Source organism: Bacteroides luhongzhouii, from assembly GCF_009193295.2.
Classification (GTDB): Bacteria; Bacteroidota; Bacteroidia; order Bacteroidales; family Bacteroidaceae; genus Bacteroides; species Bacteroides luhongzhouii.
In genome coordinates, this window is the sequence record NZ_CP059973.1 from 1392858 (window position 1) to 1408414 (window position 15557).

General features: G+C 40.9%; 9 protein-coding genes. 7 read left to right on the top strand and 2 right to left on the bottom strand.

What is annotated here, in order from left to right; translation table 11 throughout:
* Positions 1-34: 34 nt before the first annotated feature.
* The 6 genes from GD631_RS05130 (at position 35) to GD631_RS05155 (ending at position 12519) form a co-directional block, all read left to right on the top strand.
* Positions 35-3415: a SusC/RagA family TonB-linked outer membrane protein gene (locus GD631_RS05130; protein ID WP_143256653.1), complete on the top strand. Its 3381-nt coding sequence runs from the start codon at positions 35-37 to the stop codon at positions 3413-3415.
* Between the two features lie 23 nt (positions 3416-3438).
* Positions 3439-4872, top strand: coding sequence for a RagB/SusD family nutrient uptake outer membrane protein (locus tag GD631_RS05135; protein ID WP_074705678.1), 1434 nt, complete (start codon positions 3439-3441; stop codon positions 4870-4872).
* A gap of 136 nt (positions 4873-5008) precedes the next feature.
* Positions 5009-5587 carry a DUF4843 domain-containing protein gene (locus GD631_RS05140; protein ID WP_229067639.1) on the top strand — a complete coding sequence of 193 codons (579 nt, stop codon included), beginning with the start codon at positions 5009-5011 and terminating at the stop codon, positions 5585-5587.
* Between the two features lie 19 nt (positions 5588-5606).
* Positions 5607-7244, top strand: coding sequence for a PKD-like family lipoprotein (locus GD631_RS05145; RefSeq protein WP_185911579.1), 1638 nt, complete (start codon positions 5607-5609; stop codon positions 7242-7244).
* 74 nt (positions 7245-7318) lie between these two features.
* Positions 7319-9904 carry a zinc-dependent metalloprotease gene (locus GD631_RS05150; protein ID WP_143257069.1) on the top strand — a complete coding sequence of 862 codons (2586 nt, stop codon included), beginning with the start codon at positions 7319-7321 and terminating at the stop codon, positions 9902-9904.
* A gap of 8 nt (positions 9905-9912) precedes the next feature.
* Positions 9913-12519 carry a zinc-dependent metalloprotease gene (locus tag GD631_RS05155; RefSeq protein ID WP_143256655.1) on the top strand — a complete coding sequence of 869 codons (2607 nt, stop codon included), beginning with the start codon at positions 9913-9915 and terminating at the stop codon, positions 12517-12519.
* Between the two features lie 176 nt (positions 12520-12695).
* Here GD631_RS05155 and ybeY read toward each other — a convergent pair whose 3' ends face one another.
* Entirely contained in the window at positions 12696-13115 is a 420-nt protein-coding gene (gene ybeY / locus GD631_RS05160; protein ID WP_143256656.1) for an rRNA maturation RNase YbeY, read from the bottom strand.
* A gap of 16 nt (positions 13116-13131) precedes the next feature.
* Positions 13132-14364: a nucleoside recognition domain-containing protein gene (locus GD631_RS05165; protein ID WP_143256657.1), complete on the bottom strand. Its 1233-nt coding sequence runs from the start codon at positions 14362-14364 to the stop codon at positions 13132-13134.
* Positions 14365-14491: 127 nt separating this feature from the next.
* Between GD631_RS05165 and ruvB the strand changes: the two genes are divergently transcribed.
* Positions 14492-15523, top strand: coding sequence for a Holliday junction branch migration DNA helicase RuvB (ruvB, locus tag GD631_RS05170; RefSeq protein WP_004313748.1), 1032 nt, complete (start codon positions 14492-14494; stop codon positions 15521-15523).
* Positions 15524-15557 lie beyond the last annotated feature (34 nt).

A 15557-nucleotide genomic window follows, 5' to 3' on the forward strand; every position in this document is an offset into this window, starting at 1 on the left:
TTATTAACCACATTTACTAAAAAAGGAGGAGTCCATGCAAATAAAAAGGGCCAGAGAGCGTATTGTGATGTCTCTCTGTATTATTTTTCTGTTGTTCGCACCGATATCGGCAACAGCGCAGTCTAATTCAATGAAAGTATCCCTTAATTTAAAGTCTGCATCAGTTAAAGAGTTTTTTGATGCAGTGAAAGCTCAGACAGGCTTGAACTTTATTTATAACACTGAGCAAGTAAAGAGTATGTCTCGTATCACGATCCAAAGTAAGGGGCAACCTATCACTGAAGTTTTGGATAAAGTATTGGCTAATACAGGCTATACTTACGAGATTGAAGGCAATATTGTGACTATTGTATATCAACAGCCAAAAGAGAAGAAAAAAACTTTCACTGGAGTTGTTGTAGACGAAGGAGGGGAACCCTTGCCCGGTGTTACTGTTCTGATTATAGGGAAAGAGAAGAATATCGGCACGATGACAGATGCGGAAGGGGCTTTTTCTTTGGGGCTGCCTAACAAGGAGGTTATTGTGCGTATTTCTTTCGTCGGGATGCAACCAATAGAGATTAATACCGCAAAGTTGAATTTGGACAAGACGCATACATTTCGGTTGAAACCGGACTCAAAGCAATTGGATGAAGTGGTGGTGACCGGCTATGCGAAAATCAGTAAGAACAGTTTTACAGGTACGTCTGTAACGGTATCTGCCGATCAATTGATGTCCGTTTCAAAGACAAACGTACTGGGTGCTTTGCAGGTGTTCGACCCTTCATTCCGTATTGCGGAGAACAATTTAGCCGGCTCGAACCCTAACAATGTCCCCGAGCTTTACATCCGTGGACGTTCCGGTATCGGGACAACAGAACTGGACGCGGAGAGTCTCTCAAAATCGGCATTAAAGAATAATCCGAATCTTCCTACGTTTATTATGGACGGTTTTGAAATCAGTGTACAAAAACTGTATGATATGGACCCGAGCCGTATTGAAAGTATAACAATTTTGAAAGATGCGGCCGCTACAGCTATGTATGGTTCACGTGCTGCTAATGGGGTGGTTATTATTACAACTGTGACTCCGAAGCCGGGAAAAATTAATGTAAATTATAATTTTACCGGTACATTGGAATATCCGGATCTAACGGATTATAATTTAATGAACGCCCGGGAAAAATTGCAGACAGAAGTTGCGGCAGGACTGTTTAAAGCTGATCCGGAAAGTAATACATTTGTTTCCGATCAAGCGTCATTGGATGGAGTTTATAATAAGAAATTGAATAATGTTGTTCGTGGTGTAGATACTTATTGGTTGTCAAAGCCCTTGCGTACTGTGTTTAACCACAAGCACAGTCTTTATTTAGATGGTGGAACAGATGATTTACGATGGGGAGTTGACCTTTCTTATAATAAGGATGCCGGTGTGATGAAGGAATCCTATCGCGACCGTATGTCTGCCGGTCTGTCATTATCTTATCGTTTGGGCTCTTTCCAGCTACGTAATTATTTCTCATATACTTACACGAATTCGGCAGATTCTCCTTATGGCAGCTTTTCTGATTATACGTCCAAACTGCCTTATGATGAATATCAGGATGAATTTGGAAATTATCTGAAGACAACTTATGGCTGGAACGGCACAAGCGGTTCGGAAAATCCTTTGTATGAGGCTACACTTGGTAATTATAGCCGCGATAAATCATGGGAGTTAATCAATAATGTTGAGTTGTTGTGGAATATTAATCACTATTGGCTGTTAAAAGGGCAATTTAGCATCACAAAGTCCAATTCGGAAGCAAACGACTTTTTGGATCCGCGTTCAAAAAAGAATGCTGAGATTCTTGGGCTTACCAATGTGATATCCGGACAGTTGGATGTTACGACAAATAAAAGTGTAGGATGGGATGCTACAATGACATTGTCTTATAATCGTACTATTAAAAAGAATAGTTTGAACTTCCTGGCAGGTGTAAATGCTACTTCAAGTACTGGAGACGGGCTTGCGATTTCTTATCGTGGTTTTCCTTCTGGTTCCCTTTCTTCTCCAGGATATGCACATTCTATTTATGGTAACCCTTCTGCTTCCGATGCAAAGAGCCGTTTGTTAGGTGCGTTGGGGACTTTCAACTATTCGTACGATGATGTTTATCTGGCAGACGTATCTGTTCGTTTTGATGGTAATTCGGAATTTGGCTCTGATAAACGTTTTGCTCCTTTCTTCTCTGGTGGTGTTGGGCTTAATGTTCACAACTATAAGAGTCTGAAGGATTGGGAATGGCTTAATCGTTTCAAGATACGTACTACTTATGGTGTGACGGGTAAGGTTAACTTTTCTCCTTATGATGCTCAGACCATGTACCGGATTGTGAATGATAATTGGTATAAAACAGGTGTTGGCGCTTCTCTGATTGCATTAGGTAATTCCAATCTGGGATGGGAAAAAACAGGTAACTGGGATATAGGTGTTGATCTGGATTTATTCAATGGTTTGTTTCAAATGGATTTTTCTTATTATCGTAAGAAAACGGTAGATTTGGTGAACAATGTTACTTTGCCAAGTTCGACAGGCTTCACTTCCTATAAGGATAATATTGGTGAGGTGATGAATAAAGGTGTCGAAATTCAGTTGAGGAGTACAATTCTGAATACAAAAAACTGGTTTGTTGCTGTATTTGCGAACATCGCCCACAATAAAAACGAGATACTGAAAATCTCTGATAGTTTGAAAGACTATAATAACAAAGTGTTAGCTAAATATGACAACTATGATGATGCCTGGAACAGAACCAACGTAGATTATGCCAATACACATCTGCAGTATGTGGAGGGTGGCTCATTGACTTCTATATTCGGAGTTCGTTCTTTAGGTATTAATCCGGCAGATGGTCAGGAAATCTTTGTTAAGAGAGACGGATCCATAACATACGATTGGAGTGCAGCGGACCAAGTGGTTATCGGTAACGAAGAACCTAAGGCACAAGGTACATTCGGGGTGAATCTGCGATGGAAGAATTTTACATTATTTTCCACCTTTATGTATGAATTTGGCGGGCAGCGTTACAATTCAACATTGGTAAGTAAAGTGGAGAATGCCCGTATTTCTTCTCAGAATGTAGACCGCCGCGTATTGGACGGTCGTTGGCAGAATCTGGGTGACCGGACACCTTATGGTAAATTGCAGACAGAACTGATTGCAACGACACGGCCTACCAGTCGTTTTATTCAGGACTATAATGTTTTGTCGTTCAACTCATTGACGCTAGGGTATGATTTTAATACTTCTTGGTTGAAGAAGTATCATTTGGGCATGTTGCGATTGGAACTTTCAGGTAATGATTTGTTTCGGGCATCAACTGTTCGTGCGGAACGTGGGTTAGATTATCCTTATTCACGTTCATTTGCATTATCATTAAAAATGAGTTTGTAAGTTGATTTATTTTAAGTAGAACAATGATGAGTAGAAAAAGAAATATAGTGTGTTCGTTGTTTGTTATGTTACTGACGATGAGCAGTTGTAGCTGGTTGGATGTTTCTCCAAGTAATGAAGTGAATGAGGAAGACATGTTTAGCAAAGGCGATGGATATCGTAATGCGTTGAATGGGCTCTATTTGAAACTTAGCGAAAGTTCTTTTTATGGACGGAACTTGAGTTGGGGATTTATAGAGGTACTTGGTCAGCAATATCTGACAGATTTTATGGAGAGGACTTCTACCTACTATAAGGCTGCCGGATATAAATATGACGATGCAGATGTGAAGTCTGTTATTTCCGGTTTTTGGTCTACTGCTTATAATGGGATCGCCGGTTGTAATCACTTGATATTCAAGGTAAGTGAGGCGGATTTGTCTGTTTTCCAAGAGCGGGAAATGGAAAGAAATATGATTTGGGGTGAAGCATTGGCCTTACGTGCGTTGTTTCATTTTGACATCATGCGTTTGTTCGCTCCTTCTATGGAAACGGATGACGGGAAGAAATATATACCTTATGTAGACTCATATCCTGTGATTAGCACTACATATTATACAAATACGGAAATATTAAAGAAGATAGAGAGCGATTTGCTACAAGCAAGAGATTTGGTGGCGAAATGTGATATCGAAGAGCATCCCGAATGGATGGAGACTAGCTATCGCATGTTTGCTCGCGGTATGTCCAGTGAGCTTCCGGAAGAAGTGTTCTTTGCTTACCGTGGCTATCGTATGAACTATTACGCAATTACAGCTTTATTGGCAAGAGTCTATTTGTGGGAGAAGGAATATAAAAAGGCTTTTGATTGTGCAGAAGCAGTGGTGAAAGCTACTCATAATGATAGGCTTCTCTTTGGGTTTGTCGGATCATCAGAATTGGGAGGAGATGTAAAAGACTCTGAAAGTTTGATTTTTACAGTATCGAATGAAACGCTGACCGATGATTTCAAGCCTTTTATAACTTCTGATAGTAAAACACGCTTTCTCTTCAGCGGAAGCAGCATTTTTGAAGGTTCTCAGGAAGATCAGCGTGGAAGTTCTTCTATGATAGGAAATCAGGAAAGTGTTCAATATTCCAAGAAGTATACATTGGCAGAGGGAACAGATGGTTACGACATGATTCCGGTTATCCGTTTGAGTGAGATGTATTATATTATGGCAGAGTATTACGCTCGTAATGCAAACTTTATTGAAGCAGGAAAAATGCTGGATGCAGTTCGTTCTGCTCGTGGTATAATATCAAATACTTCTAATATTATTTCACTGGATGACTTCATCAGTAAATTATTGAAAGAAATCCGCAAAGAACTGATAGGTGAGGGCCAATTATATTTTCAGTACAAACGACTGAATAATAATTCTTTTGCCGATGGAGTGAAATTTGTGTTCGACCGTCCGGAGAATGAAGAAATTTAATAAGTTAATTATTTTGATTATGAATATACACATGAAATCCTTTATTTTATTATTGTTTTTGTCTTGCTGTCTTTTTTCTTGTTCAGAAGACGAGATAAAGTCTTATCATGGTGATCAGTATTTATATTTTAGCCAATTGAAAGGCACAGAAGACAAGTCTGTCAATGTGTCGTTCAATAATTATCCGCTTGATGATGAACTAACTGTAAAGATAGCTATGGGGTTGGTCGGTGATCCTTTTTCGAGTCCGGCTCCGTATAAGATCGGAATTCTTGCGGATAAGACAACAGCTTTAGCTGAAAATTATTCTTTGCCGGAAGCACCTAGTTTTAAGGCAAATTCTGCTACGGATGAATTGGAGGTTAAGTTAATAAAAACGGAAAACCTGACAGAAGATGTATCGCTTCTTCTGAAAATAGAACCTAATGATTATTTTGGAGGGAGTATCTTACATTATGATACAATTCGGATTGTATTCAACAATGTAGAAAGTCAACCGTTGTGGTGGGATAAAGAAGTGACGAATGTTTATCTTGGTACTTATTCTCGGGCAAAATACAGGGCACTGGTGCAATATGGAGGTGAAGAGGCTCTCAATTTCGGAGAACTGAATGCATCACAGAGACGTCGGTGTGCCCTGCGTTTGAAGGATGCTATTGCCGAATATGGCCTGAAAGAAGAGAACGGAAAGTCGATGACGGTACCTATTTATTAATCTGACGAATGAAATGAATATGAAGAGGATAAAATTGAAGTTAGCGACGGCTATACTTTTAGGGTCGTTAATGTCATCTTGTTATGAGGATAAAGGAAATTATGATTACGAGCAAATGAATGATATTACAGTGGGAATTCCACTGGAAAGTAGCGATTGTGTATTAGGTGATGTGCTGAAAATAACTCCTGAATTGAAGTTCTCAACAGGAAAGGAAACGGAAAATTTAACTTATCTATGGACATTTGATGGACAGGAGATAGCGACAGAACGGGTATTGAACTGGACTGTTGATAAAGATGGAAAGTATAAAGATCTGCGTTTGGCAGTGAAAGACCAGACTACCGGAGTTACATATTTCGGATCTGCGCTGTTGTCTGTGATTTCCCCTTATACAACAGATGGCTGGGTAACGCTTTCCGCCAAGGAAGACGGGACTTCGATGTTAACGTATATGCGTCCTACTACGAAAGATCAAAAATACACATGTGTAGTGACAAAGGATGTATATGGTCTTTCTAATGGTGGGGCTACTTTGGGTGGCAAGCCGATTTTTATGAGCCAGCATTTTGTTTCTCCATGGGGGAGTGGTGAAGATAATACCAGTTGGTTATGGATTACTCAGCAAGGTGGGCAAGGCTGTGTCGATGTTTCCGGAAGTTCTTATCAAACGGAAGGCTATCTGCCTGCTATGTTTATTAATGGTGGCTATCCACAAGGATTTGAACCACAACGGGTGTATGATATGGTTTATCTTTCAATGGCTATCGGGAGAAACGGAGAGATTTATACTCGTGTGAAAGAGTCTCTGAATCTATTCAACTCCAATTACTTTTTGGATGATAGAGTTCTGTCATATAATGGACAGCCAATAGACGGTACAATGATAGCGATGACCCCAGAATTTTATGAACACGGAGGAGTACTAGCTTATGATAAAAATTCCAATCGATACTTGCATATAACAGACCTGAAAGCGAGTACTCTTGTTATTGGTAGTGGGATGGTAGATAAATATTATTCCGGTAATGTGTTAGCGTTGGAAACATGGGATAGTAGCGATCCTTTTGATGATATGACGGGGTATACGGTGCACTATATCGGAGCCTGTGTCGGTCCTTATGGACAAGGAGGTGGCTCTATTGGCTATATGTCTGTTATTGAAAAAGATAGTCGCTTTTTTATACAGCATTTTGAAGTTGATGATTGTAGCGGAAAATACGCTCCCGGTGCTTATATCACTACTCCTTTGCGGGAAGTCCCATTTGCGGATATCGTTAATGCAAGTACGAAAAATGTATATGCACTTTGTTATTATCAGAATTCCGGTCGTCCGTATTTATTGTTGAGTAGTGATAACGATCTTTATCTGTATTACTTTAATGGTGATAAAGGCAAACAATTAATAAAGTTTGCTACATTTGATGCCCCGATAACCGGTATTGATACTGGAGGGGGGGCTTATGAAGGCCATGCAGGAGTAGGGCTGGAAAATGGAGAATTTTATGTATTGGATTTGAGTTTATCTGTTTTGGAGGAAATCATTAAAGAAGGTGATAGTGAGAAGAAAGTCCTGTTTAAGGAAGAAGGTCTAGGAAAAATAGTACAGGTTCTGTATAAGCGTGAAAGAGCACGTGACTATGGTTCTTGGGATTAAAGAGAAAACATTGAAATTAAGATTATATGCGAAAGAAACTGTATTTATTTCTTTTAGTTGCATTGTGTGGGGCTATGATTAATCCCGCTGTAGCAAAGAAGAAAAACAAGAAGAAAGCTTCTACGGAGGCTACTGCAAAGAAGAAAGAGAAAAAAGAAACCAAGTACGACAAATTGTTTAAAGACAAGAAAGTAACGACAGCTAAAGGTTTCATTACTCTTCATCAGTTTGACAACAAGGTCTACTTTGAGTTACCGCTTAAAATTCTAAACCGGGACATCCTGTTGGGATCTACAATTGCAGAAACAACGGATAATCAGTTTGGATGCGTAGGTGAGAAGTCTGGTGATCCTTTTTTGATTCGTTTCGTGCAGCGTGATTCAACAATTACATTGCGCCGTGTGCAGGCCGGACAATTCTCTGACGACCGGGAGATTAAAAAACGTTTGCAGAGCAGCACAATGCCTGCTATCGCCGAGACATTCGAGATAAAGGCTTACAATAATGACAGTACTGCCGTTGTGTTTGATATGACCGGTTACCTGTTGAGCGATAAGAAAATGCTTTCTCCTTTCTCTCCTTATTCATTGATAGAAATGATGGGAGGGAGTATTGATAAGAATTTTGAAAAGGAAAGTTCTTTTATACAAGGCATCAAAGGCTTTGAGGACAATATTTGTGTCCGTTCCTTATTGACTTATAAAGTAAGCGTAGGGGCTAAAGGAAGTTATGCGATAAAAAATATGCCTTTCTCGGCTGTGATGAACCGTAGCTTTATCTTATTGCCGGAAAAACCGATGCGCCATCGTTATGCCGATCCGCGTATTGGTATTTTCGAACACTCTATTGTTGAGTTTGCTTCCGAAGGACGTGGATTGCGTACTCGCCATATCGCTCATCGCTGGAATCTTGAACCGTCAGATTCTGCCGCATATCTACGTGGAGAATTGGTAGAACCTAAAAAGCCTATTATTTTCTATATTGATGATGCATTTCCGTTGAGTTGGAATAAATATATCCATAAAGGAGTTGAGGTATGGCAGAAAGCATTTGAGAAGATTGGCTTCAAGAATGCGATTGTGGCAAAGGATTTTCCTAAAAACGATCCTAACTTTGACCCGGAAAACATAAAATACTCTTGTATTCGTTATGCTCCTTCTACAGTAGCCAACGCAATGGGACCTTCTTGGATTGACCCTCGCTCAGGAGAAATTATAAACGCATCGGTAACGGTATATCATAATATTGTGCAGTTGGTTCAGTACTGGCGTTTCTTACAAACTGCCCCGGCAGATAAGGATGTTCGTGATGTGGTGTTGCGTGAAGACTTATTGGGAGACTGCATCGCCTACGTACTTTCTCATGAAGTAGGGCATACTTTGTCTCTGATGCACAATATGGCAGGTTCTTCTTCCATTCCTGTAGAGTCGTTGCGTGATCCGAAATTTACTCAGGAATATGGAACGACTTATTCTATCATGGATTATGCACGTAATAACTATATAGCACAGCCGGGCGATAAGGAAAAAGGAGTACGTATGACACCTCCTGAACTTGGTGCTTATGATTATTATGCGATCTCTTGGTTGTATAAACCAATATTTGAAGCAAAAACATCTGAAGAAGAAATTCCTATACTGGACAAATGGATCAGTGAGAAATCGGGTGATCCTAAGTATCGTTATGGTAAGCAGCAGTTCAAACGTCGTTTCGATCCGAGTTCCGTAGAAGAAGATTTGGGGGATGATCCAGTGAAAGCTTCAGAGTATGGGCGTCGTAATTTGCAATATATCCTGAAACATATTAATGAATGGGTAGCAAACAAAGATAAGGATTTTGAGTTTCGTACTGCCTTATATGATGAAATTGTCTATGGATATATACGCTATTTAAGCTTCGTATTGGCAGATATCGGAGGTATTTATTTGAATGAACGTTATGACGGAGATCAGCGTCCGAGTTATCAAACTGTGTCGAAAGAACAACAGAAGAAGGCTTTGAATTTCTTGCTGAATGAGTTGAAAGATCTTTCTTGGTTGGATGCGAATGAAACCTTGAAGGAGTTTCCTATCCGTACTTCTGTAGCTATGCAAATGGAGGATGCGATTATTGATGGTATTTTATCTCGTTGTGGTGCTGTTTCTATCTGTTCGAATAAGGCTACATCCGCTCCTTATACTCAAAAGGAATACTTGGCGGACATTGAACGTTTTGTATGGGCATCAACACGTGCTGGTAAAACTTTGACAGATACGGAGATGCGTCTGCAGATGAATTATTTGACAAAATTGATAGAGGGCTCTGTAACTGGGGTTGCTAAAAATGCGACTCGTAAAGGTATTACGGACATGTATGACATTATTAAGGTTCCTGAATGGCTGAAGGCTGCTTCGCGTGAGCGTTTTGGTATCATTTCAGAAGAATTTATGGGATGTTTTAATAATAAGCATGCTGAGATGCAGGCAGCCCGTTTGGAGGAAATTAGCGGTTTTGAAGATGATGTTGATTTAAAGGCTCCGTTGGAACCGATGGAACACGTTTATTTCGGTGAGCTGAAGAAAATCCGCAGCTTGGTTGCAGCAAGCGCTTCTACTGGTTCTGCTGATACGCAACGTCATTATCGCTTATTGTTGTACAAAATTGACCAGGCATTAAAATGATAGGAAGTATGAGAAATAGATATAGTAAGATACTTTGTTTATTGCTTCTTTTTATGTGTTGCCTGCCACAAGACGGAAATGCGTTTTGGCCTTTTAAAAAGAAGAAAAAAGAGGAAAAAAAAGAAGTATTAACACCTTATCAGAAGCTTTTCAAGGATAAGAAGGTACAGACAGCTCATGGGCTGATGACTATTCATAAGGTGGAAGATAAAGTGTATGTTGAGTTTCCGGTTGCTATGTTAGGGCGGGAACTGTTGCTGACTTCCTCTATAGAAAATACGAGTGACGGTGGGGAAGGTGCACCGGGACAGTTGGGAGGAACAGATGTACGTTTGCGTTTTGAGATGATCGATTCTACAATCGTGGCACGTATGCCTTTGTTGAGCAAACCTGTCAATACAAGTGGTGACTCTGATATTGCCCGTGCACTGAATAATTCACATAATCCGGGTATCTTCAAGAGTTTTAAAGTATTGGCATGTACACCGGATAGTTCGGCTCTTGTAGTGAATATGAAAAGTTTATTCTTGGAAGGTTCGGCTTTTACTAAACCTTTCCCATCGACTTCAGCTAACGGCTATTATGGTTTTGTATCTCGCGACCACTCATTAGAATCTGATAAATCGTCTATCTTGGGTGTTTCCGCTTCAGGAGATAATATTACCGTTCGTGAAGAACTGGTATATAAGGTAAACCATACCTTGATGGGAGCTTATAGTATGTATGAAAATGTTCCGTTGACGGCTGTGGTAAATAAGATGTTATGTGTCTTGTCGGAAGAGCCGATGACTCCCCGTCTGGCTGATTCACGTCTTGGATTGAATACACAGTTGAAGAGTGACTTTGTCGGAGCTGGGCAAGAGGTGAAGAATATACGTTATGCAAAACGTTGGCGGATTGAACCTTCGGATTCTGCTGCTTACCGTCGGGGGGAACTGGTGGAACCGAAGAAGCAATTAGTATTCTATATTGATAGCTTGCTACCTATTAAGTGGCATTCTTATGTTAAAGCTGGAGCAGAATCTTGGAATAAAGCTTTTGAAAAGGTTGGTTTTAAGAATGTGATTTGTGTGAAGGAGTTTCCGAAAAATGATACTTTGTTTAATGCGTACAGTTTGGATTGTATGACCATCCGTTATTCTGCTTCGTGGATGAATAGTGCACAAACGACGCTTCATGTAGATGCTCGTACAGGGGAGATATTGAATGCTTCTATTCTGATCAATTCAAATATGATCAGTGTGCAATATATGGATCGTATTGCGGCAACTGCTGCGGTTGATCCTCGCGTCCGTACTGATATTTTCCCACAAGAGATACAGGGCGAGTTGATTCAGGCTGCTATTGCTCAAGCTGTAGGGACAGGATTGGGACTTGCTCCGAATTGGGGAGCTTCTGTTGCTTATCCGGTAGATTCTTTGCGTTCTGCCAGCTTCACACAAAAGTATGGTTTGGCTTCTTCTGTTATGGGAGGGGTAGTGATTAATGATGTGGCTACGGCAGATGATGTACGGAAAGGAGTGCGTTTGGTTAATACGAACCCTGGACCGTATGATGAGTTGGTTATTAAATATCTGTATCAGCCTATTTACGCTTCTTCATTACAAGAAGAGAAAGCTATCTTGGATAGCTGGATTCGTCAACACACAGGAGATCCTCGTTATGCTTATATACGTAGTCAGTCTCGTTTCGATTCAGATCCTCGTAATAGTCGTGGCGGCTTGGGAGACGATCATTTGAAGTCATTTGATTATATGCTTTCCAATATCCGTACCGGTTGTGAGAATTATTATACTTGGTTTTCAAAAGGAGACAAGGATATGACAATGCGTAAGCGGGTATATTCGGCACTTTGCGAACGATTGAACAGTCGTGTATATGCGGTTCTTTCGTATGTCGGTGGTATTTATCTGAATGATATTCGTGAGAAAGATGTGATTCCGAGTTACTCGATGGTAGACCGTGAGAAACAAAAAGCAGCATTGAACAGGGTTTTGAGCCTGGCAAAAGATCTGGATTGGATAGAGAATACAGCTCGTGCTACAGATTTCACAATTGCTGATAAGAAGACCGATATGATGCGTTTGGATATATTCAAGAATATCTTTAATCGTTTGCCTTATATCGAAGTGTGTACGGAACGTTTCCCGGAAACTGCTTATACGGCTTCCGAATATTTGGATGACATTTACAATGTAGTATGGGAAGGAACCCTGAAACATCGTCCGTTGGATAATGTTGAGAAAGCTCTGCAGACAGCTTTTCTGGAAAGTATCATTTCCACCTCTACGGTAACTGCACCTATTGGTAGCTTTAAGGCTTCAAAGACGTCATTTGCTGATACCTGGAAGTCGGAAATTAATCTGACAGCTTTACGTGAAGGAGAGAATGTAGAACATCATTTGCGTTCTTTGCAGGCTCCTGAAGAAATAAGTGGCTTCTCTTCTGTTCCGCCTATTTATACGAATCAGACCAAAGTTGCTGCATATTATTTCGATCTGTTGATGCGTACGAAAGAGATGTTGGAAAAGAGTATTTCGGCTATGCCTGAAGCTGATCGTTCACATTATGAGCTTTTGATATATCGTATAAATAAAGCGGTAGAGATAAAATAGTAAATTTCTCTCTCTCTTAAATAAATTAGTGTTAGCATTACGTTGCTAATGAAAACGCCTCGTCGTAGTGATTACGATGAGGCGTCTTCGTTATACAGTATTTATACAGTATGTTGCAGTATAGTCTGTTTTAGTAAACCGTTTGTTTATTGAAATCGTTTGCAGTTGAGGCTTGCTTACGCTTGTCGCATAGCCAATGCCTTATTCTCCGCAGCTTCCATTATCTCCCGTTCTCCGGGACCTTTATCGTTAATGCCGCACAAGTGAAGAATTCCGTGGATAATCACACGATGTAGTTCGTCTTCGTATGAGGCACCAAACTGTTCTGCATTGGTACGTATCGTATCCAGGCTAATGAATAAGTCACCTGATAGACGATCGCCTTCACAATAATCGAAAGTAATAATATCCGTGTAGTAGTCATGTTGCAGATACTGACGGTTTACCTCCAGAATCTTTTCGTCCGAGCAGAAGATATAAGCGATTTCACCGAGTCTTTTCCCGTAAGAAGCAGCTACGGCCTTTATCCATTCCGTAGTCTCACGTTTCTTGATATCAGGCATTTTTACGCCTTCTGTTTGATAAGTTACAGCCATAATTGAATGTTATGATTTAAAAGAAAAATAAATAACTGATTAAGATAGCGGCTATGATACCCGAGAAGTCTGCTATCAGACCGCAAGTCACCGCATTACGGGTCTTGGTAATCCCTACACTGCCGAAATAAACGGCCAGAATGTAGAATGTGGTGTCCGAGGCTCCACGTACTACACAACTCATACGTCCTACAAACGAATCCGGTCCTAGTTCTTTCATCGTATCGATCATCAATCCGTTCGCACCGCTACCGCTAAGCGATTTCATCAATGCGGTAGGCAGTGCACCTACAAAGCTCGTGTCAACTCCGCATGAACCTACTATATAGCCGATGCCTCCCACCAGAAAATCCATTGCTCCCGAAGTGCGGAACACTGCAATTCCTACAAGAAAAGCAACCAGATAAGGGATGATGCGTACAGCCGTCGTAAACCCCTCTTTAGCCCCCTCCACAAACGAATCGTATACATTGATTTTTTTCCTGACTCCCGTCAATATAAACAGGATGATGACGCTGAACAGCAAAATATTCGCTATCAACGTAGAATAGGTGCCCATATCCTCTCGTGAGACACTTAGGAACAAGTAAATCAAGCTGGAAAAGAGAAGGCAAATAATGCCCGTTAAAATGAGAATAGGCTTATTTATTAAATTTATCTTTTGAGCGATGCTCACTGCTATGACTCCTACCAGAGTTGAAATGAAAGTACTTATCAGAATAGGAATGAATACATCCGTAGGCTGTGCAGCCCCCATTTGCGCACGATACACCATGATACTGATCGGAATAATAATGAGACCGGATGTATTAATCACCAAAAACATAATCATCGGGTTGGAAGCAGTGTCCTTTTTCGGGTTCAGTTCCTGCAGCTCTTTCATAGCTTTCAGCCCTAATGGAGTGGCTGCATTGTCGAGGCCAAGCATATTGGCAGACATATTCATGAAGATGGATCCTAACACCGGATGCCCTTTAGGAATATCCGGAAACAGTCGGCAAAGCACCGGACTAAGAAAGCGAGCCAGTGCGTTAATCAATCCACTGTTTTCTCCGATTTTCATGATGCCCAGCCAAAGAGCCAGTACGCCTGTAAGTCCCAGAGATATCTCGAATGCTGTTTTTGAAGAATCGAATGTAGCGTTCATGATAGCCGTAAATATCTCCGTATCTCCCAGAAAAATCACTTTTACAAGGGCGATGATAAAGGCGACGACAAAGAATCCTATCCAAATGTAATTTAGAACCATAGTTGATAGCGTGTATATAGATAGTGCAAAAGTAGTTATTACGTTTCAAATAAACTAAATCTTCGTCTTTCTTATACTGAAAATGAATGTAAATCTCTATCTTTGTCTCCTACTTTTCAAAAAATAAATGGAACAGGAAGATTTTAACATACGCGAACATCAGCTTACTTCAAAAGAACGGGATTTCGAGAATGCACTCCGTCCGTTAAGCTTTGAAGACTTCAGCGGGCAGGACAAGGTGGTGGAAAACCTTCGCATTTTTGTGAAGGCGGCACGCTTGCGTGGCGAAGCACTCGACCATGTGCTGTTGCATGGCCCTCCCGGATTAGGAAAAACAACTCTTTCAAATATTATCGCCAACGAATTGGGAGTCGGTTTTAAAGTAACTTCCGGTCCGGTGCTAGATAAACCGGGTGACCTGGCAGGTGTATTGACCAGCCTCGAACCGAACGACGTACTTTTTATTGATGAAATTCATCGTTTGTCGCCCGTAGTGGAAGAATATCTTTATTCGGCCATGGAAGATTATCGCATCGATATTATGATCGATAAGGGACCTTCGGCACGCAGCATCCAGATCGATTTGAATCCTTTCACGCTGGTTGGTGCAACCACGCGTAGCGGTCTGCTGACGGCTCCGCTTCGTGCACGTTTTGGTATTAACCTTCATTTGGAGTATTATGACGATGATATTTTGAGTAATATCATCCGCCGTTCTGCATCCATACTGGATGTACCTTGCTCGGTACGTGCAGCATCGGAGATTGCTTCCCGCAGTCGTGGAACACCCCGTATTGCCAATGCTTTGCTCCGCCGGGTACGTGACTTCGCACAAGTGAAAGGCACCGGTTCTATCGATACGGAGATTGCCCAGTTTGCGCTGGAAGCATTGAATATCGACAAATACGGGCTGGATGAGATAGACAACAAGATACTCTGTACAATTATAGACAAGTTTAAAGGCGGCCCTGTCGGTATAACGACCATTGCTACGGCTTTGGGAGAAGATGCGGGAACCATCGAGGAAGTTTACGAACCTTTCCTGATAAAAGAAGGATTCATGAAACGTACTCCCCGTGGACGTGAGGTGACCGAACTTGCCTATAAACATTTGGGAAGAAGTCTTTATAACAGTCAGAAAACGCTGTTCAATGACTGATGCAAACGGTATAAAAGAACTTTATAAAGGATAG